Raw genomic sequence first — 21,259 nt, forward strand, 5'->3', positions numbered from 1 at the left:
GCTCAGCGGTCTTCGGTGAGGAACTGGCGCAACATCGCCACATAGCGGGTCTGCTGTTCGATCTGGACCCAGTGCCCGCAGTGGTCGAAGATGTGCAACTGCGCATTGGGCAGCTGCTGCTGCAGGTAGATGCTGGATTCGGGGAGGACGAAACGGTCCTGGAGACCGTGGACGATCAGGAAGGGGTGGTGCATCCGGCGCAGCGCGGCCGGCGGTACGGCCATCTGGGAGGGCGGTGACGAGAACGCGCTGCGGAAGGACCGCCGCACCTCGGGACGCAGGAGATCGCGGTGGCGTTGCGCGACGATCTCGGAGAACGAATCACCGAGGATCTTCTCGTCGCGGACGAACCACCGCATCAGCGCCTCGAACGCCTCGAGCGAAGGGTCGTCGTAGAAGTTCACCATGCGGATCACCTCCGGAGTCGGCGTCGCGGCGCCCCCGGCGCTGCCCATGAGCGAGACCCGGTCGAAACGCTCGGGTGCCGTCATCACCAGATGCATGGCGACCGAGCCGCCCATGGAATTGCCCACCAGGTGGGCTTTTTCGATACCGAGTTCGTCCATGACCGCCAGCACCTGCCGGACCCGCAAGCGGATCCAGGCGGTCAGACTGCCCGGTAGATCCTCCGGATGGTCGGTGGCGCCGTACCCCACCAGATCCGGTGCGATCACCCGGTAGTCGCCGGCCAGCAATGGAATGAAACTGCCCCAGTTGGTGCGCGCGGTGGCACCCGGGCCGCCACCGTGCAGCAGGATCACGGCGGGCGCGTCCGGTTCGCCGGAGTCGAGCACATGGCTCGAATAGCCGTCGGTGGATACGGTTTTCTCGCTGATCACGGACATGGGAATCGGTACTCCTCGCGGGTCAGGCTTCGGTGGTGGTGTTCATGACGTGGTTGTCCGCATGCGGTACGTAGTCCGTCGGGCCCCACATGGTGAGCGCGGTGGCGGTCTCGTCGCTGGTCCACTCGATCGGCTCCCAATCCGGGTCGAGGATCAGATAGCTGTTGCTGAACAGCTCGACCCGGTGCCCGCTACCGGGGTCGCGGACATACAGGAAGAAGGCCTGACTCACGCCGTGCTTACCGGGGCCCTGATCCGGGGTGATCCCGTGCTCGGCCAGGATGTCGGCGGCGCGCAGCAGATCCTGGGCGTTGTCCAGCCAATAGGCCACGTGGTGCATGCGGGCCGGGGTCGGGGCGTGCGGGTCGGCCATGACCGCGATGTCGTGGACCAGCGGGGTCACGCTCATCCAGCCGCCGATCACCCGGTCGGGCCCGGCGGTGACGTATTCACGCAGCTTGAACCCGAGTTTGTCGGCCAGCCAGCCGTGCACCCCGCGGGGTTCGTGGGAGGTCCACAGGTTGACGTGATCGATCCGCCGCGGCGCGATCCCGCGGTTCCAGGAGCGGTAGACCTGGTTCTTCAACACCGACCGCTCACCTTCCGGCGCGAGCGGTTTCTCGACATCGAAATACATCGAGAACCGGTGGCCGGTCGGCATACTGAAACGAATGGCGTCGCCGATTCCCGGCTGAGTACCTTCCGACTCCCGGACGGTCTCCACCCCGGACGCGGCGAACAATCTCTCGAATTCGGCGACATCCTCCGGACGTTTCACCCGCCAGCCGACATGGTCCATATACGCGCGGTCGCCGGGGCGTAGTACCAGACTGTGGTGTTCGAATTCCATATTCGCCCGCAGATAATATGCTCCGCCGGATTCCTCGGTGATTTCCAGGCCGAGTACCTCGTGGAAGAACCAGAGCGATTTATCGATATCCGGGGTCACCAGGGACACATAGCCGAGCTTCGCAATTTCGGGGTTTGGCACGGGAACCTCTCCATTTGCCGATCTGTGAACTGGGTCTCACCGTATGAGCCCGGGACCGTTGCCCGCATCGTGCGCGGTGTCGTAGATTCGCCCCGAAGTTCCGACACCGTGTCGGACGGAGGAGAGGGTCGGCATGAGTCTCGACACCACCCTGCAGGACCTGGCCGACAGACTGCACAAACCCCTGGTAGTCCTGGATATCGACCTGCGTGTGATGGCGGTGAGTGTGCACGATACCGACCTCGATCGCATGCGCCTTTCCCTCCTGTTCGCCGGCAAGGCGCTCGCCCTGACCGACGAGATGACCAAGCGCTACCGGCTCACCACCGCGACCGGCCCGGTGTATGTCCCGGGCCATGACGACGAGGTTGCCCGTATCGTCGTTCCGCTGCGCAGCCGGAAAAGATTGTTCGGATACCTGTACGGCTGGATGGATGATCCCGGAGCCGGCGGAATTTCCGAGAAAGAACAGCGCGAACTGAGCGAAGCCGCGCCCGAACTGGGCCAGCAACTATCCCTCAGGCTCGCCGAACTGCACCACGGTATGGAACAATCACGCCATCTGCTGACCGGTTTGCTCGGTGATTCTTCCGCAGATAGGTCCCGCTGCGCGTTCCGGCTGCTGGACGAGGGCCGTATCGATCACGGCGAACAGTATTCGGTACTGGTCTACCGCACGCCGGACAAACAATCGGTATCGGCGACCGGAATGGCGGTCGAGGCCACCCTGGATTTCGTCACCCGATCGACCACGGTCAAGATCGCCGGCGCCGTGGTGGGATCCGAAGGAATTCTCGTATTCCCGCGCCGAGTGGATCCGGGGCGGCTGGCGGCGATCATGGCAAGGCCGGGACTGGAACCGGTCCGGGCCGGCATCGGCAATACGGTGGATTCGCTGGATCGTGCCGCCGAGTCCTACCGCAGGGCCCGGCTGGCCTGGCGGGCCGCCCGCTCCGACCCGGCACGGTACGGCCGCGCGGCCTACTGGGACGGCCTCGGGGTGGACCGGTTGCTACTGCGCCTGCCACTGGACGAATTGACGACGGAGGACCTTCCGGCCGGGGTCGGGCGGCTTCTCGCCGCACCGGCCGCGGGTGAACTGGCCGACACTCTGGAGTCCTATCTGACCGCGGGCGGTGACGTTCAGGAAACCGCTCGCCGGCTGGGTATCCACCGCAGCACTCTTTACAGCCGGCTGCATCGGATCCGTGAGGTCACCGGTTGCGATATCGCCGACGGGATGACCCGCATGGACCTGCATACCGGGTTGCGCGTGGCGCGGTTGTCCGGCCTGCGGCCGGCGCCCGCAGCGGGCGAGAACCCGTGAAGGGGCTCGCCTCTGCCGGCAGGAATCGCGCACGGAAGAGTCGCGCCGCGCGGGCGTAGCCGGTGTGACCGTGCCCGACGGTCTCGGTCGGCACCGCCGCGACGAGTCGACCGGCGGACATCCACCAGCGGCCCGCGTCCCGACTCTCGGGTGAGTGCACCTATCTTCTGGAAGATGGATGACAACGGCCCCAGCCGGACTGCGCTCCTCACCGCGTATGCCCGCGCCTATCACCAGATCGCCGACCGGCCCCTGATCTTCACCGACCCGTTGGCGGCGCGTCTGCTCGGCGTGACCGCGGAGGAATTGACCGAACCGGGCACGGCCGACTCCCTCGCGGTCGCGGACCGGTCCCGCCGCCTGTTCTTCGCCGCGCGCGCCCGCTTCGCCGAGGACGCCGTGGCCGCGGCCGTCGCCACCGGTGTGCGGCAGGTTGTGATCCTCGGCGCGGGCCTGGATACTTTCGCCTATCGCAATACGCTCCCGGACCTGCGTGTCTTCGAGGTCGATCACCCCGCTACCCAGGCGTGGAAACGCGAACGTCTCACCGCGGCCGGAATCGACCGTCCTGAGACGCTGACCTTCGTCTCGGTCGATTTCGAAACCCAAACACTGGCAACGAGGCTGGAATCCAGCGGATTCGAACGGACGGACCCGGCCGTATTCGTGTGGCTCGGCGTCGTCTTCTATCTGACGCCGACCGCCGCCCATGCCACTCTCGAATACATCGCCGGCCAAGCTCGGCGGGTCGAGGTGATCTTCGACTACCTGGAACCCGCCGTCAGCGACGAGGACCGTGCGTATCAGCAGATACGTGCCGATCGGCTGGCCGCCGCCGGCGAACCGGTGTTCAGCTACTTCACACCCGACGACCTCGCCGCACAGTTGCGCGCCCTCGGCTTCACCGACTTCGACGACCGCTCCGGTCCCGACCTCGTCGCCGGATACCTCGACGGACCCGCGACATTCGGAGGGGAACCGCCGCGGGCGCTGCGCGCTAATCGCATACTGCGCGCGAGCCGCTGAGATTCGCGAGCCCGCCGTTCGGTTTCGCGGTCAGCGTCTGACGTGGGCGGATCCGTTCGCGATGAGTGCCTCGACCTCGGCGAGCGAGGCCATGGACGCATCCCCCGGCGTTGTCATGACCAGGGCGCCGTGGGCCGTGCCATAGGCAAGGGCACGTTCGAGGGAGATCCCGGTGAGCAGACCGTAAATCAGCCCGGCGGCGAAGCCGTCGCCGGAGCCGATGCGGTCGAGGACATGCAGGTCGCGCATCCGAGGACCGGTGACGAAGCCGGTTTCGGCGGACCAGGCGGCCGAGGACCAGTCGTTGGTATCGGCCGCGGAGACCGTGCGCAGTGTCGTGGCCACGACCGAGACGTTGGGGGCCCGGTCCGCAGCCTCCGCCAGCGCGTCCGGTATCTCGTCGGCACCGATGCGCGCCCCACCCGGGCGCGTGCCGGCCAGCCCCAGGGCACCCACGACGACGTCGGCATGCCGGGCCAGTCGCAGATCGACTTCGCGGGCCCTGTCCGGGCCGCCCCTGTCCGCCCAGATGCTGGCGCGGTAGTTGGGGTCGTAGGACACGGTGACGCCGTGACGGCGGGCCGCCATCATGGCCTCTTCGGCGACATCGACAGTGGTTTCGGAGAGGCCGGCGAAGATGCCGCCGGTGTGGAACCAACGCGGGCCCGCTCCGAAGACGACGTCCCAGTCGAAATCGCCCTTGCGCAGCCGGCAGGCAGCGGTGTGGGCGCGGTCGCTGACGCCGAGCGCGCCACGGATGCCGTAGCCGCGTTCGACGAAGTTCAGCCCGTTGCGGGCGGTGCGGCCGATGCCGTCGGCCCGCACCCAGCGGATCAGCGAGGTGTCGACTCCGCCCTGCAGTATCAGGTCCTCGACCAGCCGGCCGACGGCGTTGTCGGCGAGGGCGGTGACGATCGCGGTGCGCAGTCCGAAGCAGCGGCGCAGGCCCCGCACGACGTTGTACTCACCGCCGCCCTCCCAGACCTGGAAGGTGCGGGCGGTGCGGATGCGGCCCTCGCCGGGGTCGAAGCGCAGCATCACCTCGCCCAGGGCCACAATGTCGGTCACTGCGTGCTCCGATCGACGGCCGCGGCGGTCAGCCGACGGATTTCCTCGTAGTCGCCCCGCTCCAGGTGCGCGGCCGTGGCCATCCAGCTGCCTCCGACGGCGAGAACCGCCCGGTCCGCGAGGTAAGAGGCCAAGTGGCGCTCTTCGATCCCGCCGGTCGGAATGAAGCGGGCCTGCGGGAAGGGGGCCGCGAGCGCCCGCAGCATTCGCAATCCGCCGAGCGGTTCGGCGGGAAAGAGTTTGACGGTATGGCAGCCCGCCCGCAGGGCACGCATCAGCTCGGTGGCGGTGGCTATGCCCGGCACCGCGGGCATCCCCAGCTCCTGGCACCGTGCCACGACCTCGTCGTCGTAGCCGGGGGAGACGACGAAACGGGCTCCGGCGGCCATTGCCCGTTCCACTTGACCCCGGGTGACCACGGTGCCCGCGCCGACTGTCAGGCCGCCATGCGCCACCATGGTCTCGAGCACCTGTTCGGCGCCCTGGGTGCGGAAGGTGACCTCGGCGCATCGGGCGCCGCCCGCCGCGAGCGCTTCGGCCAGGGCGTGGGTCGTGGCCGGGTCGGGCACGGTCAATACCGGCAGGATCCGAGAACCCCGCAGCACGGAGTCGATTCCGGCCGTCATCGGCCGAGCTGTCCGCGGTCGACCGGCCGAACCGCACCTGGGACGTACGCGGCGTCACGCGACGAAGAACCATCCACTCCTACGACGACCGGACCGCTCATAGCGCCTCCACACTCGTTTCGGTACCGCCCCGATCAGGTTTTTGGACTCCGAGCGTCTTTCCGGCCGCGAACGGCACCAGGCGATAGCTCGTTGACCGGGAACCGTGCCGGTTTCCCGGTCAGAACTCGTACGGCCTCTTCCGCGGCGATGGTCCGTACCGTTCTGACAGCTTCTTCGGAGTAGTAGGCAGCGTGCGGCGTCACGATCACGTTGGGCAGTTCGAAGAGGGGATTGGTCGGCCGCCATTCGCGCTGTTTCGCGGGTTCCTCCTCGAGGTCGTCGAGCGCCGCGCCGGCGATCCATCCTTCGGTGAGTGCCTGATGGAGCGCCGCGTCTTCCACGATCGGTCCGCGCGCGGTGTTGACGAGGACGGCGGTCGGCTTCATCCTGCGGAGCGTCGCACGGTCGAAGGTGTGGTGTGTCTGCGGGGTGAGCGGTGTCTGGACCACCACGTAATCGGCGTTTTCCACGAGATCGTCGAAAGACGTCGGCCGGACCCCGGCTGCTCGGATCTCGGACTGGTCGGCGAACGGGTCATATGCCCAGACCTCTGCACCGAACGCCTCGGCGCGTTCGGCGATGAGCCGTGCGATCGAGCCGAAAGACAGCAGGCCCAGCACCCGGCCCCGCAATTTGTGGATGGGTTCTCCGGTCTTCCAATGCCATTCGCCCTGCCGAGTCGCCCGGTCGTACCGGCAGATCTTGCGGGCGGACGCGAGCCAGAGCGCCACGGCATGGTCGGCGACCTCTTCGGCACACCATTCATTCGGTGCGTTGGTGACCTGGACGCCGTGCCGGGTCGCGGCCTCGACATCGACGATATCCACGCCGGTGCCGTAGCGGGCGACCACCCGGCAGCGGGTCATCGCATCGATGGCGCGCGACCCCACCCGCGCGTACTGCGTCAGGACGCCGCCGGCCTCTCGCCCTGCCTCGATCACCTCGTCCTCGCTCTTGCACTGTGCGGCGACGAGCCGGAGTCCGGCGCCTTCGATGATTTCGCGTTCGATATCCACATCGCCGAAGTCGTAGTCGGCGATCAGGACCGTTTCGCGGGAGTCAGTGCGAGTCACGAGGAATCCCCTTGGTATGGACGAGGTCCTGGTACGACAGGGCGAGCTCCAGACAGCCTCCGCTGTCCAGTTGGCCGACCGTGGCGCGGTAGATCTCCTGCCAGGGTGTCTGGTGCTCCAGTGCCGGTGGTGTGTAGTCGGCCCACCGCGCGGCGATCTCCTCCTCCGTCAGGAGGACCTCGACCCGCGCTTTGTCCAAGTCGATCCGGACCCGATCACCGGTTCGCAGGATGGCGAGGTTCCCGCCGACCGCGGCCTCGGGGCTGGCGTTGAGGATGGACGGTGCGTCCGATGTGCCGCTCTGCCGGCCGTCTCCGAGCGTGGGCAGCGCGGTGATGCCTCGTTGGACCAGCGAGGCGGGAAGCTCCATGTTCACGACCTCGGCCGAGCCCGGGTATCCGACGGGCCCGGTATAGCGGATGACAAGGAGGCAGTCCTGGTCGATGCCCAGCTCCGGGTCTTCGATGCGAGCGTGGTAGTCCTCGGGTCCGTCGAAGACGATGGCGCGAAAGTCCGACGCCGACGGATTGTCGGCGTGTGGCAGGCCGCGGGCCCGGAGGTTGTCGGTGATGACCGATGTTTTCATGATGGCGGAGTCGAACAGGTTCCCGGTCAGGACGAGCAGTCCGCCGTTCGCGGTGACGGGGTCGTGGATGGGGCGGATGACCGCCGGGTCGGCCGGCGAAGCATCCTCCAGGTTCTCCGCCACGGTTCGACCCGAGACGGTTACGGCGTCGCCGTGCAGGTGCCCCGCGTCCAGCAGTGACCGCATGACCGCGGGGACACCGCCGGCGCGGTGGAAATCCTCGCCGAGGAACTCCCCGGCGGGAGCGAGGTTCACCAGCACCGGAATGCCGCGTCCGACGCGCTGCCAGTCCCGGTTGGACAGGTCCACCCCGACATGGCGTGCGATGGCGTTGATGTGGATGGGCGCATTGGTCGACGCCGCGATGGCCGATGCGACAACGATCGCGTTCTCGAAAGCCCGGAGGGTCATGATCTTGCGGGGAGTCAGGTCCTCTCGGACCATGCTCACGGCCCGGCGGCCGGTGGCGTAGGCCATCTGGGCCCGCTCGGTGTAGGGGGCCGGTATTGCCGCGCAGCCCGGCAAGGACATTCCGAGGGCCTCGGCCAAACTGTTCATCGACAGCGCGGTGCCCATGGTGTTGCAGTGCCCGATGCTGGGGGCGGCGGCGCTCACCCGCGCCATGTATTCCTCGTAGTCGATCTGCCCGCCGGCCAGGAGCCGCTTCGACTGCCAGATCACCAATCCGGATCCGGTCCGCATGCCGTTATGATAGCCGTTGAGCATAGGTCCTCCGGATAGGACGATGGCCGGGATGTTCACTGTCGCCGCCGCGGTCAGGCAGGCGGGCGTGGTCTTGTCGCAGCCCGTCGTCAGAACCACTCCGTCGAGTGGATATCCGTAGAGCACCTCGACCAGTCCGAGGTAGGCGAGATTCCGGTCCAGCGCCGCAGTGGGGCGCTTTCCGGTCTCCTGCAACGGATGGACGGGGAACTCGAACGGAATGCCGCCACCATCGCGGATCCCGGCCTTGACCCGGTCGGCGAGGTCGAGATGGTGCCGATTGCAGGGCACCAGATCGCTACCTGTCTGAGCGATTCCGATGATCGGCCGGCCCGACTGGAGTTCTGCCCGGGTGAGGCCGAAGTTCAGGAACCGCTCGAGGTAGAGAGCCGTCATCTCCCGGTTTCCCGAGTTGTCCCACCATGCCTGGCTGCGTAGCTCCCCTGGGGTGTGCTTCGTCTGCGACATATCGTAAGAGGATGTCCTATGGGGGGCGTTTCTTGTGGCAGGCCGGACGGGCGGCGAGTTGGAGTGGTGCCACGGACGGACAACCGTGGTGCTCATCGTCCGGGGCGTCTGCGGTCACCGGCCGGCGGGGCCGGCGGAGCCGGTCGATGCGTCGGCCGCGTACGCGCGGTCACCGCCTGTTCCCGTACAACGCCCGGTGCAGTCAACCTCGGTAGCTTCCCGGCACCGGCCCGGGCGCCACGGCGCCCGGGAACTCGTCACCACCGACCACGGAATCGCCGGCGGCCCTGGCGTGCACTCGTCTTTGCTGCCCGCTCCGTGCCACATCCGGAACGATCTCCGGGGCCCGGGCGGGGCGCCGCCCGGGCCTGGGTGTCGTCTGCCGGCGCAGCTGGATCGCTGTCAGCGCGCTGACCACGGTGGAGCGCACCGGTAGGTGTGCGGTGCGCGAGTCGCCCGCCGCCAGGCGAGCGATCTCCGGATCCGGGCTCACCAGACACACTTCGACGCCCTCGCTCCGATAGTGGCGTGCGTCCTCGGCTGTAGTGGCCAGAGTGCGCAGCGACAGGAACTCCAGCCGGGATGCGTCGACGACCAAGGCGCCCCCCTCGCCCGCGGCCACCTCGGCGGCCTGGCCTACTTGTTCGCGCCACAGCGGCAGAGTGAAAGCATCGGCGTGGCCGCGCGCGGCCAGGATGACGTGCCCGCCGCGGAACCGCATCCGGAACACCAGCCGATCACCGGGCGACCTGCCCGGCAACGCCGGAGAATCGGAAGGAACCCGGACAGAACTGACAGTCGGTTTCATAGGGCACTCACATCGGGTCGATACGTGCAACGTCAGGGGGCCCACCCCGGAATCTCGAGGCGACTTCCGTACCCGCCCTCGGACGGTAGGCGATCACCATCGCGTCGCCAACAGCTCGATGGAAATATTCGCTCGGCCGAAACCCGTCCGTTGCACCGGGCGGCCTTCGATCACGCGGCGGTATCGAGAACTCGACACACTCGGGTAACCGGCGTCTGCCCGGAAACGACGACGACTCGTGTTGTCGATCGGCGGTCCGACCGCCGGCCCGCGCTCCGGAATCGATGCGCGGGGCCGCTGCGGTGGTGACAGCTCAGTCGAGTCCGGCGAAGAACTTCCGGATATCGGCGACGAGTACCGCGGGCGCCTCATGTGCCGCGTAGTGTCCGGCCGCGTCGTTGGCGCCGCCCTGCGCCGCGCCGACATCGTAGGAGTTCCAGCTGACTATATTGCTGTGATCGCGTTCGGCGAAGCGGCGGATCGACTGGAAGTCGCCCTTGAACATCGCCAGCGCGGTCGGTGTGGTGGTCGGGCCGGTCGGCTGCTGCGTGTAGTGGGCGTCTTCGTAGTAGAACCGGATGGCCGAACCGCCGGTGCCGGTCAGCCAGTACAACGCCACATTGCCGATGACGAAGTCCTCGTCCAGGCTCTCGCCGAACAACTGCGCATTCCAGCCGAGTAGGCCCAGTGGGGAGTCGCTGAGCGCGAAGGCAAGGGTCTGCGGCTGCTGGCTGTGCAGGGTGTTGAACGCCATCTTGTTCTCGTGGAACCACTGCAGATGCGCCAGCGCGGCCAGGTCCGCCTCCGACATTCCCTCGAACTGCGCGGGATCATCGCTCGGGAACGAAAACAGCTGGGTCACATGAACGCCCACGACGCTGTCGGGGGCGAGCCTGCCGATCTCGGGGGAGATCATCGAGCCGCCGTCGTTGCCGATGGCGCCGTAGCGCGCGTAACCCAGTCGGCTCATCAGTTCTACCCAGGCCCTGGCGGTGCGCTGGCAACCCCATCCGGTGCTGCGGGTCGGCCCGGAGAACCCGAATCCCGGCAGTGAGGGAATGACCAGGTGGAAGGCGGGGTCGTCCGCCGATTCCGGCTCGGTGAGCGGTGCGATCACATCGAGGTATTCCAGTATCGAGCCGGGCCAGCCGTGGCTGAGGATCACCGGGAGGGCATCCGCCCGCGAGGACTCGATGTGCAGGAAGTGGATGTCTTCGCCGTCGATCTCGGTGACGAATTGGGGGTAGGCATTCAGCTTCGCCTCGAGTGCGCGCCAGTCGAATCGATCCAGCCAGTATTCGGCCAGCCCGCGCACCCGATCGTTCGGAACGCCGTAGGCATCGCCCACGCCGGGCAACTCGTTCGGCCAGATCGCGCGACGCAGCCGGTCGGCCAGGTCGTCGAGCCGGGTCTGGGGGATATCGATGTGGAAGGGGCGAAGGGCGGTCACGGGGTCCTCCTAGTGAAACGGAATGCTTCGTTCTGATTCGAAGCTATCAGAACGGACTATTCCGTTTCAAGTGGTAGTCTGAAGCCATGCCGAAGACATCCGAATCCGCGACCCGCAAGGGGCTACCCGGGCGTAAGGCGCAGGCCGCGCACAACGACGGGGTCATTCTGGAGGCCGCCCGCGCGGTCTTCCTCGCCGACGCCTCCGCGCCGATCGCCGCCGTCGCCGAACGTGCGGGCGTGGGAATCAGCGCGCTGTATCGCCGCTATCCGAGCAAGGAGGTGCTGCTGCGCACCCTCTGCCACGAGGGACTGCGCAGCTATAACGCCGAAGCCGATGCGGCACTGGAGGCTTCGGATGGATGGGACGGGCTCGTCGGGTTCCTGCAGCGAATCGTGGACACCGATGTGCACTCGTTGACCGTGCACCTGGCAGGCACCTTCACCCCGGACGAGTCGATACTCCCCGAGGTCGAACATTCGGGCGAGGTCACTGCGGAACTGGTACGGCGCGCGCACGCCGGCGGCCGCCTTCGCCCGGACGTCACCGCATACGACATCGGTCTCGTCCTCGAATCGTGCGCGGCGATCACTGTGCCCGATCCGTTGCGAACCGCGCAGCTACGCCGGCGAGTCCTCGCGATGCTGGTCGCCGGGCTGTCCGCCGACGGTGATCTGCCCGGTCCACCTCCGGCGCCGAACGAATTCGCCTGGCGCTGGCAGCGCCGCTGATCCGACCCCGGGCGGGCCGGATCGCCGGCCCCTCGCCCGCGAGGGGCGACGGCCACGGATGGACGGTGGCGGGTCGACTCGCTGTCGAGCGGCACCGAATGCCTGGGCGGTCATCACATGAGGGCGTAGAGCACCAGCGCGATCACGATGCTCCCGAACACTCCGGCGGCGATCTCTACGACGAGGTAGCGCGTCGAGTAGCCCTGCATCCACTGTGCCCAGACGGGGGCGCACACCCGCAATGCCGCGAAGAGCACGGCCAAAAGCATCGCCCCGACCAGTCCGTTCAATGGGAGCAGCGGATGTAACCAGGCATATCCGATTGTCATGATGTATGCCTCGATTTGGTTACCCGTGAAGTGAAGCGTGAACGAGCGTGGCCGCGCTCGCCCGCCTCCTTCGGCGGCACCGGCACTGCCCTCTGCGTGAATTCTGGCCACCCAGGGGTTTCCGTACACGAGCATCATGGCCGCGGTATGGACGAATCCCGCGATCAAGCCCCACGCAAGAACCTTTACTGCAATCATGTTCCTCGCTCACGGCAATACGACCGGGACCGTCTCGGGGCCCGGGCGACGTCCTCTACAGCTGTCCGCGACGCGCAGGCGCGCGACCCGCGACCGGGTTTCGTCGCGAGACCGGGGCATCCGGCACGGCAGGCGACAGTACATCGGGACGGCCGAAAGCCCACGAGATACATTCCCAGGACTGGCATCCACAGTTCGTCGTCACCGCGCCTGCAGTTCGAAGGTGGTGATGGTGCCGGCGGGCCGATATCCTGGGCGTATTGTGGGGAGGCCGACCATGGACCGTCCGCTGCAAGTACCGCATCTGCGAGCCACCGCGGACCTGGAACTCCGTCCGTGGTCGTTGTCCGCGGCAGACCTCGAGCTCGTTCGGGAAGCGTCTGCCGACGACCTGATTCCTATCGGCACGGTCTCGGCGACCTTCTCGGATGAGGACGCGACGCGGTTCGTCGAACGCCAATGGCGACGAGCGGCCGATGGCACCGGATACCCGATGGTGATCGTCCGGCGACAGGACAACAGATCCGTAGGAAGTATCGGCCTGTGGTTGAGGGATGTCGACGAGGGCCGCGCGTCGCTCGGCTACTGGGTGGTCCGCTCCGCCCGCGGCCACGGCGTCGCCGCGCATGCGCTGGCGGGTTTGGCCACCTGGGCGCTGGAAGAGTTGCATATCCCCCGGCTCCAGCTGTATGTGGAGCCGTGGAACCGCGCGTCGATCCGCACCGCGGAGCGAGCCGGGTTCGAATGTGAAGGGCTTCTCAGATCGTGGCAGCGGGTCGGTGACCGACGCCGCGATATGTTCATGTACGCGCGTCTGGCGACGGGGCCCCGCGCCGAGGCGGATCGGGCGCGCACCGGTGGGACATCGATGTCGACCTCCGAGGGGGCCCGCTTGTAAACTATTCGCGACTGTGCTTGATATGCGTTTGTACGCACGGCCAGTGAAGAGATCCGGCTCGAAAACATCCGATGAATCGCTCACCCTCTCGATGAGAGGACCGGCCGATGAGATTTGCGGAGATGCGCCGGTTCCGGCGGGATCCTTTGGGTTTCCTCGAGAATCTGCGCCGTACCAGCCCGGCGGAGGTGTTCCGGCTGCCGTGGGGCGGGTGGTGTGTCGGCGATACGGATCTGGCTCTGACGGTGTTGCGGGACCACACATTCAATGCGGGGATGTCCGAGTTCTTCGGCTCGATGCTGCCTTCGCGGTCCGCCCAGGTCGAGTTCGGCCGCGCGGCGCGCGCGATCCTGCGGACGCATACGCCCGAGTACCGCGAGTTCCTGGCGGCGGCGGTGAGCGAGATGCCGCCCGTCACCCGCTGGCCCGCGGCCGGGGTCGAGCTGGTGTACCGGTGCACCGCGAACGTCTTGCTGCACCCCGATGGTTCTCCCGAGTTGCGGCGGTTACTGGAGCGAAACGCACGGGTGGGCGCGCTGCGCCCGGCCCGAATGGCGGAGCGGGCGCGAGCGCAGCTGCTGCGCGCCGAGCTGTCCACCGTGTTGAACGCGCAGATACGGGACCGGCGCCGCGTCATCGGCCGCACTGCGGAGGCCGAACCACGAGATCTGCTCGATGCCGTGATCGGTGCCTGCCCCGACGACGTCCCCGATACCACGGTGGCGCAGCTGTACGGGCTGATGTTCCGATCCATCGTGGGACCGCTGGGCTACTCGCTCGCGTGGTCGGTGCTGCTGGGCAGTCTCCACTCTCCCGGCGCACCATGGCCTTGGCCGGTCGAGCAGGTGGTACGTGAGGCCTTGCGGCACCGGCCGGTCTCCTGGATGGTCAGCCGTCCCGTTCCCGGTCCCGCCGAGTTCGGCGGGCTCGCCCTCCGGACCGGCGACCTGCTGTCCGTCAGCCCCTACCTGATCCAGCACGACGAAGAACACTGGACCAGGCCGGATAGTTTCCAACCGGACCGCTGGAGGCGACCGAGCGAGCACGGCCCCTTCGTGCCCTTCAGTGCCGGCCCCTTCACCTGCGCCGGTGCCGCGGTCGCCCACGATCTGGTCACCGAGGCGGCGACCACTCTCACCGAGGGCACCGCGTTGCGCGTCATCGGCGGCGGTGACACCCGCCCGATCGTGACGAACGCCGCGACCCCCAGGCCCTTCACCTTGCGGCGGACACCCGCAAGCCCTGTCCGCGCCCGAGCGAACTCCAGGAAGGAGGTGACATCATGATCAAGGCTCTGCGGTTCATCTTCACCAACAAGCCAACCCGTACCTGGAACCCCGCGGAATACGGATGATCCGGTGAATACGGATGATTCTCGTACCGGCTGGATGGCTCGAAGACCGCGCGTAAGGTATGCGGGCCACCCAGTCAGCGACGGTCGTGATCCAACGCCCGCATGGCGGTGATACGACTCAGCAGGCGGGCCCGACCGACAGGGGCTGGACGTGACCGGACTTTCTCGCCGTGACCTGCTCAGGACGTCGGCGGCCGCCGGCGTCGGAGCGATCATCGTTCCGGGCCTCCCGGCCGCGGATCCGCCGGATGTCGCCTCCCCGAGCGACCCGGGAGTTGTGCCCACGGGCCACCCGGGCGAAGGCCCGGGATGCCCACCCGCGACGCTGACCGGCCACATCGTCCGCCCCGGCGACGCGTCGTACACCGAAGCGCGACTCGGCTGGGACCAGCTCTTTTCCCACTATCCGCTGGTCATCGCCTTCGCCCGGGAAACCCAGGACGTGCTGAACGCCCTCACGTGGGCGCGGCAGCACAATGTCGCGCTGCGGGTCCGCAGCGGCCGCCACGCCCTCGAAGGCTGGTCGAATGTCGACAACGGCCTCGTGATCGATGTCAGTGGGTTGAAGTCGGTCCGGATCGACCCCGGCGCTCGGATCGCGACGGTCGGCGCCGGGCTGAACCAGCTGGAAACGGTGACGACGCTCGCGGAGCACGACCTCGCGGTCACCACCGGAAGCGAGGGCAGCGTGAGCGTATGCGGCGCGACGCTCGGCGGTGGCCTGGGACCACTCGACCGCTGGATCGGCATGGCCTGTGACAGCCTGACGGCCGCCGAAGTCGTCATCGCCTCGGGTCCCGATTGCGCCGAGGTGATCGAAGCGGACCTGCAGCACCATTCGGACCTGCTCTGGGCACTGCGCGGGGCGGGAAACGGCAACTTCGGGATCGTCACACAACTCACCTACCAGGTGCATCCACTCGTACGGATCGCCTACGTGCAGGCGACGTGGGATGGCTCGGGGGACCTACGCGGGGTCTTCGACGAATGGCAGCGGACGGTACCGTCGGCCGACAACCGTCTGGGGTCCGAGCTCGAGATCCACAAATCGCAGATCCTGCTGTCCGGGTGGCTCGCGGAGGGGACGGCGGCACAGGCCGCAGAGATGCTGGCTCCGATCCTGTCGGTCGGCACGCCCGATGTCACGGTGCAGGTCGGTAACTGGGGCGACATCTTCGCGGGAGCTCAGCTCCCGCTCGCGCAAGAGCCCGCGAACTGTAAGTTCTTCTCCCAGTTCGTCGAAGAGCCGTTCCCGGAAAAGGCGATCGACATCATCGGCGACTTCATGCGAAACGCTCCCACGGAGGACAGCAACTACTTCGTCGATGCCTTCGGCGGGGTGATCCGGCGGGAGCCACCCGGCGGCACGGCGTTCGCGCATCGCGACGCGCTCTTCTACGGCGAGATCGGTGCCGCCTGGGGGTCTCGTTCGGCACGGCCGGGCGTCGACGACCCGCTGACCTCCCAAGCCCAGGCCTGGACCGCCGAGTTCGGCCAGGCGCTGCGGCCCTATACGGACGGCGCCTATGTGAACGTGCCGAACGTCGGAATGCAGGAGTGGGAGATCGCCTACTGGGGGAGCCGGCATTTCGAGCGGCTGCGGCGGATCAAGGCGAAGTACGACCCCCACAACATCTTCCGGTACGAGCAGAGTATCCCGCCCGCGTCACAGTGATCGACAGTTCGCCGTCGCACCCCGTCCCGACCGAGCTGTTCCTCTGCCAGGGGACATCGCCGACGCCCGGGTGAGTATCTTCCCGGTCGTGCAGCAGGGGCACGGCACTGTCGAAATCCGGGAGCCAGGTGTCTTCTTCGAGTGCAGATGCGGAGGAGAACTGGGAATGTACTAATTGGGGAATGGGCAGAAGGTCCCACATATCGCCGACACCCGATAGTCGAAGAGTTTCGGGCGAGCGCGTTCAATCCGCGGTATCAACCCCGGCCATTCACACCCACGTGCCGATCGTCCTCGTGTGAGGGCTGTGCTGCCACCGAATTGGACGCCGGCCACTATGTCATCGTCACCCACAATTTGTATTCGGCCGGATATGCGCAACTGCGCACGAATCGGCATCGTCGAAGACAAAGGCGACTGCGCCATCCCGATCGCGGACGATGAGGTCGTCCGATCGCCCGGTCTGTTGCGTCGGTTCCGCAGTCCGAGGCTCGGTCGAGTCGGCCGGAACCCGCGCCGCTGTTTCGGCGGAAATGTGACATATAAAATCTGGTTCGAAGACTTACCGTTTCGCTTATCGGGACCAAGCCGGCCCATGAGGGCTCGGGTCGGCGCATGTGCCCCCGGTAGCTGTTGGGCCACGTAATCCGTTGTGGAGAGACGTGATTGGCGTCACTCTGCAGAGTACGTTCCTGGCCTGCGCATATACGTGTCCTGCGGAACTGGCCGATGGGTCCGGTGCGCCGCACAGTGGCCGATCACATCGACCCCCCGCTTGCGACTGTTCCAGCACACCAATACTGTTCTGACACAGAAGATGTCCCAAAAAGGACGACTTCTCGGATCTGTCGCTGTTGTATTCATTGGAGTTGCCGGCATTGACCAAGTCCCTACCGTCGACCGAAACCGGCACAGCCGGGTGCCCCTACTCTCAACCCGGCCCGACGGACACTTCCGCTCGCGAGCTCCTGTACACCGAGGAGTACGCCGCCGACCCGCATCGTGTTTTCGCCCGGATGCGCCGTCGCCACAAGACCCTCGCACCGGTGGAGCTGGCCCCGGGTATTCCCGCCACCTTGGTGATCGGCTATCACACCGCCATTCGGATCTACAACGATCCCGACCATTTCCCGGCCGACGCGCGGTCGTGGGAGAAGACCGTTCCGGCGGACCATCCGCTCATGCCCATGATGGCGTGGCGGCCCAATGTCATGCGCAGCACCGGGTCCGAACATGCCCGGTACCGGCAGGCGATCACGGCCGCTCTGGATGGGGTCGATCTGTTCTCCATGCATCAGGACGTCGAGGCGGTCGCCGCCCCGCTGATCGACGCGTTCTGTATGAACGGTGAAGCCGAAGTCATCGGCCAGTATGCCTTCCCGCTGACCTTCCAAGTGCTCAACTCCATGCTGGGTTGCCCGCCGGATATCGGGCAGGAAATCGCCGGCGGTATGGCCGCCATGTTCGAGGGCGGCGCCGCCGCCACCGACGCGGACGCCCGAATCAACGAAGCCCTCTTGGAACTGGTCACCCTCAAGCGCGCCGAACCGGGCCGCGACATCACCTCTCGTCTGCTGGCTCATTCGGCGCGACTCGAGGACGCGGAGATGGTGCACCAGTTGGCCGTGCTCTATGGGGCGGGGATCGAGCCGCTGACCAACCTGACGGTCAACACCCTGCTCCTCATGATCACCGACCCCCGGTTCACCGGCACCGCGTCACCGGGCGCGGCGCCGACGACCCGGGACGCGCTCAACGAGCTGCTGTACACCGATCCGCCGATGGCGAACTACTGCCTCAGCTATCCGCGGCAGCCGATCATGCTCGACGGCGTCTGGTTGCCGGCTCATCAGCCGGTTATCGTCGGTATGTCGGCGTGTAACAACGACCCGGCGATCCACTCGGGTCAGTACACCGACAACAATGCCCATCTCGCCTGGGGGTCCGGCCCGCACGCCTGCCCGGCCAGGTCGATCGGTTACATGGTTGCCCAGAACGCGATCGATCAGTTGCTCGACGCGCTCCCCGAAATGCGGCTCGCCTGCCCGGTCGAGCAATTGCACTGGCGGCCGGGGCCTTTCCACCGCGCTCTCACCGCGATGCCGGTGATGTTTCCGCCCTCTCCGCCACTCGGTCGGTGACGACGCTGCCCGTGGGTCACACTGCTCGGTGTGGCTCACGGACCACACCGTACGTCGTAGAGGGGTCGCAGGGGTGCGAGCGATACCCAGGCGCCGTATGGAGAGTAGATTCTTCGCTCTGAATACCATTGCGCCGTAACATGTTCTGACGCAACGCCGCTCATCGCAAATGCATCAGGGATGAGGCGTATGGGTCGCGCCATAGCCGAGTTCTATCCTAGAATTATTTGTAGCGCTAACGAGTTCAGTACCAGTTAAGACCACTCAGTATTCGCGTTCTCACTACACCCTATGCCGACCCGCTGGTTCGGCAGCGCATCGGCGGCACTGCCAGCTCACGGGCATGCCCGATAAGCCGATGGCATCTAGCAGCGCGCAGGAACTGCCGCATCGCACCGAGGAGGATGTCGTGGCTCAGCCCGTTTTTCTGGACGTCAGGCCAAGCAAGGAACGCATTTTAACCCGAGCATTCGAACTCGCGCAAGAGGATCCGGCATTGGCCGAACGTTTGATGCGCGTGAACGAAGTGGCCCGGGGCATTCGAACGGTGGAGGTGTGGGTTACCGACGCCTGCAACCTGCGGTGCAAGGGGTGCTGGTTCTTCGAGCACGATATGGACAAGCAGAGCATCGAGATTCGCGATCTGGACTCGATCCGGGCCTTCGCCGAAGACCTGCGCGATTCGAAGAAGATCACCAGCACGCTGCTGATCGGCGGTGAGCCGGCGCTGGTCCTGGATCGAGTCCGCGTGTTCGCCGAGACGATTCGCAATGTCACCGTGGTGACCAACGGGACGAGACCGATTCCCTACGACGGACTGGAGGATCTCGCCATCGCGGTGTCCCTGTGGGGCGGCGGACCGGTCGACGACGAGTTGCGTGGCCATCGGCCCAACGGCCGGCGGATCAGCGGGTTGTTCGGTACGGCGCTGCGCACCTATACCGGCGACCCCCGGGCCACCTGGGTCTACACGCTCAGCGAGGCCGGGATGCCGTACCTCGAACGCACCGTCGAGGCCATCGCCGCGAACGGCAACCAGATCAACTTCGGTTACTACAGCGACAACGGCACCGATCCCACTGCGCGACTGCGCAATGAAGAACGGGCGATCGAGGAGATGACTCGCATGCGCGAGACCTATCCCGACACCGTCATCGGAGACCCCTACTACTTCCGCACCTTGGTCACCGGGCGCACACACTGGGGTACCTTCGGTGCGGAGACCTGCCCCAGCATCAGCAACGATCATCCGGCCCACGCCCGGCGCCTGACCGAGGGGCATCCGATCGTGGGCCGCTTCAACGCCTACCGAACCGATCACAGCGTGCAGTACTGCGCCACCACCGGAGACTGCGACAACTGCCGGGACAGTCAGGCGGTCTGGAGCTGGTTGCTGGTGAATATGCATCGCTTCCTGGGCGACCTCGAGCACCTGGACACCTGGGTCACGCTGGCCGAGAACTTCTACCGGCAGTACTACTGGTCCAGCTACCACCCCGCTCGGCAGGCACCCGCCGAATCGGCTGTCGGCGCATAGGACCGGTCGGCACCCGGCCATGGCAACCATGTCCCTGGAGAAGGCGCGGCTCTTCTCGGATGTCCTTCGTGGTGACCCCGGTGCCCGGATCCTCTGGGCCCGGCCCGGGGCCGATCGGCACCGGGAGTACGAGAAGGTCCGCGCCCGCGGCCCGCTCGTCGCCAGCCGTCGCGGCCTGCTCTTCACCGCCTCTCACCCCCTGTGCCATCAGGTGCTCACCAGCGGCGACTTCGGGCCGACGCCCATCGGTGCGTCGGCCCGCCGCCGCAACGCGACCGGTGACACCACACTCGTCCATCCGGTCGACGATTCCTTCCTGAAACTGGAACCACCGCGGCACACGGAGCTGCGATCCCTGGTCGCCCCCGTATTCCACCGACGCGAACTCGCCGACCTCGGCCCCCGGATCGAAAAGATCGTGGGACACCGCCTGAACGAACTTCCCTGCGACCGGGTCACCGACCTGATCACGAACTATGCCGAAGCCGTCCCCATGGCGATGATCTCTCATCTCCTCGGCCTACCGGATACGGAGGCCCCACGTTTCGCCGCCTGGGGGCACCTGCTCGCCTCGCTGCTGGACGGTGCCAGAACGGCCCAGGAGCGGCAGCGTTCCCGAGCGCTCGTCACGGAGATGACCGCCTACTTCAAGGATCGCCTGGACCACGCCGACCCACAGGGCAGCGGACTCATCGCCGGGTTGGCGCAGCAATGCCCGGCCCGGCTGAACCTGCGCGAGGCCATCGCCACCTGCAGCATGCTGCTGGTCGGCGGCTTCGGCACCACCACACATCTGCTCGGGAACACCCTGCACACGCTGCTGCGGCAGCCCCATCTCCGGCCGGCCGACGGCGACTACACGGCGGTGATCGAAGAATCCCTGCGCTACGACGCCCCCGTCCAGTACGTGGTCCGGGTCGCCAAGTCCGATACCCGACTCACCGGCCGGGCCATCACCGCGGGAACGCCGATCGTGCTGCTGCTCGCGGCCGCGAACCGCGATCCGGAGATCTTCACCGATCCACACGTCTTCGATCCACACCGCCGGGAGCCGCATCGCCATCTCACCTTCGGCGCCGGCATCCATTTCTGTATCGGCGCGGCGCTGGCCCGCGCGGAAGCCGCTACCGCCGTCCAGCGGTTTTTCGAAAGGTATCCGAACCCCCGTCTCGAGGGAAAACCCTCCCTCCTGGAATCCCGCGCCCTCCACGGCCTGCGCCGACTGCCCGTCGTTCTCGAGACCTGACGGCGAGGGAGTGCCGCCGGGCGGGGCCCGCGGCCGTTGTCGCGGACGGCGCGCGGC

At 66.8% G+C, this 21,259-nt stretch carries 18 protein-coding genes; 9 read left to right on the forward strand and 9 right to left on the reverse strand.

Translation table 11 applies throughout. From position 1 onward, the window contains the following. Nucleotides 1–2 precede the first annotated feature (2 nt). Nucleotides 3–845 carry an alpha/beta fold hydrolase gene (locus ON38_RS33380; RefSeq protein ID WP_039829348.1) on the reverse strand — a complete coding sequence of 281 codons (843 nt, stop codon included), beginning with the start codon at nucleotides 843–845 and terminating at the stop codon, nucleotides 3–5. A gap of 22 nt (nucleotides 846–867) precedes the next feature. Further along, nucleotides 868–1,836, reverse strand: coding sequence for a VOC family protein (locus ON38_RS33385; protein ID WP_039829349.1), 969 nt, complete (start codon nucleotides 1,834–1,836; stop codon nucleotides 868–870). 133 nt (nucleotides 1,837–1,969) lie between these two features. Here ON38_RS33385 and ON38_RS33390 point away from each other — a divergent pair, with 133 nt between their 5' ends. Both ON38_RS33390 and ON38_RS33395 read left to right on the forward strand, forming a co-directional pair. Further along, nucleotides 1,970–3,163 (forward strand): PucR family transcriptional regulator, encoded by a 1,194-nt coding sequence (locus ON38_RS33390; RefSeq protein WP_039829351.1) that lies wholly within the window; start codon nucleotides 1,970–1,972, stop codon nucleotides 3,161–3,163. A 174-nt stretch (nucleotides 3,164–3,337) separates the two neighbouring features. Beyond that, a complete protein-coding gene (locus ON38_RS33395) occupies nucleotides 3,338–4,189 on the forward strand; it encodes a class I SAM-dependent methyltransferase (RefSeq protein ID WP_039829352.1) in 852 nt (283 codons plus the stop codon). Nucleotides 4,190–4,219: 30 nt separating this feature from the next. Here the strand turns inward: ON38_RS33395 and ON38_RS33400 are convergent, their stop codons facing one another. The 6 genes from ON38_RS33400 to ON38_RS33425 all read right to left on the reverse strand — a co-directional run bounded on the left by ON38_RS33400 (nucleotide 4,220) and on the right by ON38_RS33425 (nucleotide 11,093). Then, nucleotides 4,220–5,257, reverse strand: a complete 1,038-nt coding sequence (locus ON38_RS33400) for a sugar kinase (RefSeq protein WP_039829353.1) — start codon at nucleotides 5,255–5,257, stop codon at nucleotides 4,220–4,222. Further along, on the reverse strand, nucleotides 5,254–5,883 hold the full coding sequence (locus ON38_RS33405; protein WP_039829355.1) for a bifunctional 4-hydroxy-2-oxoglutarate aldolase/2-dehydro-3-deoxy-phosphogluconate aldolase: 630 nt from the start codon (nucleotides 5,881–5,883) through the stop codon (nucleotides 5,254–5,256). Before ON38_RS33405 ends, ON38_RS33400 begins: the two co-directional genes overlap by 4 nt. Nucleotides 5,884–6,017: 134 nt before the next feature. Then, a complete protein-coding gene (locus ON38_RS33410) occupies nucleotides 6,018–7,058 on the reverse strand; it encodes a C-terminal binding protein (RefSeq protein ID WP_039829358.1) in 1,041 nt (346 codons plus the stop codon). Then, nucleotides 7,045–8,835, reverse strand: coding sequence for an IlvD/Edd family dehydratase (locus tag ON38_RS33415; RefSeq protein ID WP_039829359.1), 1,791 nt, complete (start codon nucleotides 8,833–8,835; stop codon nucleotides 7,045–7,047). The genes ON38_RS33410 and ON38_RS33415 overlap by 14 nt, the downstream gene beginning before the upstream one ends. A 202-nt stretch (nucleotides 8,836–9,037) precedes the next feature. After that, nucleotides 9,038–9,595 carry an STAS domain-containing protein gene (locus ON38_RS34555; RefSeq protein WP_051165603.1) on the reverse strand — a complete coding sequence of 186 codons (558 nt, stop codon included), beginning with the start codon at nucleotides 9,593–9,595 and terminating at the stop codon, nucleotides 9,038–9,040. Nucleotides 9,596–9,956: 361 nt separating this feature from the next. Continuing rightward, entirely contained in the window at nucleotides 9,957–11,093 is a 1,137-nt protein-coding gene (locus tag ON38_RS33425; RefSeq protein WP_039829360.1) for an epoxide hydrolase family protein, read from the reverse strand. An 86-nt stretch (nucleotides 11,094–11,179) separates the two neighbouring features. On the opposite strand from ON38_RS33425, the gene ON38_RS33430 reads away from it, so the two are divergent. Further along, nucleotides 11,180–11,824, forward strand: a complete 645-nt coding sequence (locus ON38_RS33430; RefSeq protein ID WP_039829361.1) for a TetR/AcrR family transcriptional regulator — start codon at nucleotides 11,180–11,182, stop codon at nucleotides 11,822–11,824. Between the two features lie 113 nt (nucleotides 11,825–11,937). On the opposite strand, the gene ON38_RS36575 is transcribed toward ON38_RS33430, so the two are convergent. Beyond that, nucleotides 11,938–12,153 carry a hypothetical protein gene (locus tag ON38_RS36575; RefSeq protein ID WP_157182051.1) on the reverse strand — a complete coding sequence of 72 codons (216 nt, stop codon included), beginning with the start codon at nucleotides 12,151–12,153 and terminating at the stop codon, nucleotides 11,938–11,940. A gap of 475 nt (nucleotides 12,154–12,628) precedes the next feature. On the opposite strand from ON38_RS36575, the gene ON38_RS33440 reads away from it, so the two are divergent. From ON38_RS33440 to ON38_RS33465, 6 genes are all read left to right on the forward strand, one after another. Further along, nucleotides 12,629–13,249, forward strand: coding sequence for a GNAT family N-acetyltransferase (locus ON38_RS33440; protein ID WP_051165604.1), 621 nt, complete (start codon nucleotides 12,629–12,631; stop codon nucleotides 13,247–13,249). Between the two features lie 107 nt (nucleotides 13,250–13,356). Next, nucleotides 13,357–14,535 (forward strand): cytochrome P450, encoded by a 1,179-nt coding sequence (locus ON38_RS33445; protein WP_218000894.1) that lies wholly within the window; start codon nucleotides 13,357–13,359, stop codon nucleotides 14,533–14,535. A 345-nt stretch (nucleotides 14,536–14,880) separates the two neighbouring features. Next, the gene (locus ON38_RS33450) at nucleotides 14,881–16,278 is read left to right on the forward strand and encodes an FAD-binding oxidoreductase (protein WP_218000895.1); all 1,398 of its coding nucleotides are present in this window, start codon (nucleotides 14,881–14,883) and stop codon (nucleotides 16,276–16,278) included. 1,016 nt (nucleotides 16,279–17,294) lie between these two features. Further along, nucleotides 17,295–18,419: a cytochrome P450 family protein gene (locus ON38_RS33455; protein ID WP_085995550.1), complete on the forward strand. Its 1,125-nt coding sequence runs from the start codon at nucleotides 17,295–17,297 to the stop codon at nucleotides 18,417–18,419. Nucleotides 18,420–18,777: 358 nt separating this feature from the next. Further along, entirely contained in the window at nucleotides 18,778–19,956 is a 1,179-nt protein-coding gene (locus tag ON38_RS33460) for a radical SAM family protein (protein WP_157182052.1), read from the forward strand. 19 nt (nucleotides 19,957–19,975) lie between these two features. Beyond that, nucleotides 19,976–21,202 carry a cytochrome P450 gene (locus tag ON38_RS33465; RefSeq protein ID WP_083873307.1) on the forward strand — a complete coding sequence of 409 codons (1,227 nt, stop codon included), beginning with the start codon at nucleotides 19,976–19,978 and terminating at the stop codon, nucleotides 21,200–21,202. Nucleotides 21,203–21,259 lie beyond the last annotated feature (57 nt).

This window comes from Nocardia testacea NBRC 100365 (genome assembly GCF_000308775.1).
In the GTDB taxonomy this organism is placed as follows: Bacteria; Actinomycetota; Actinomycetes; order Mycobacteriales; family Mycobacteriaceae; genus Nocardia; species Nocardia testacea.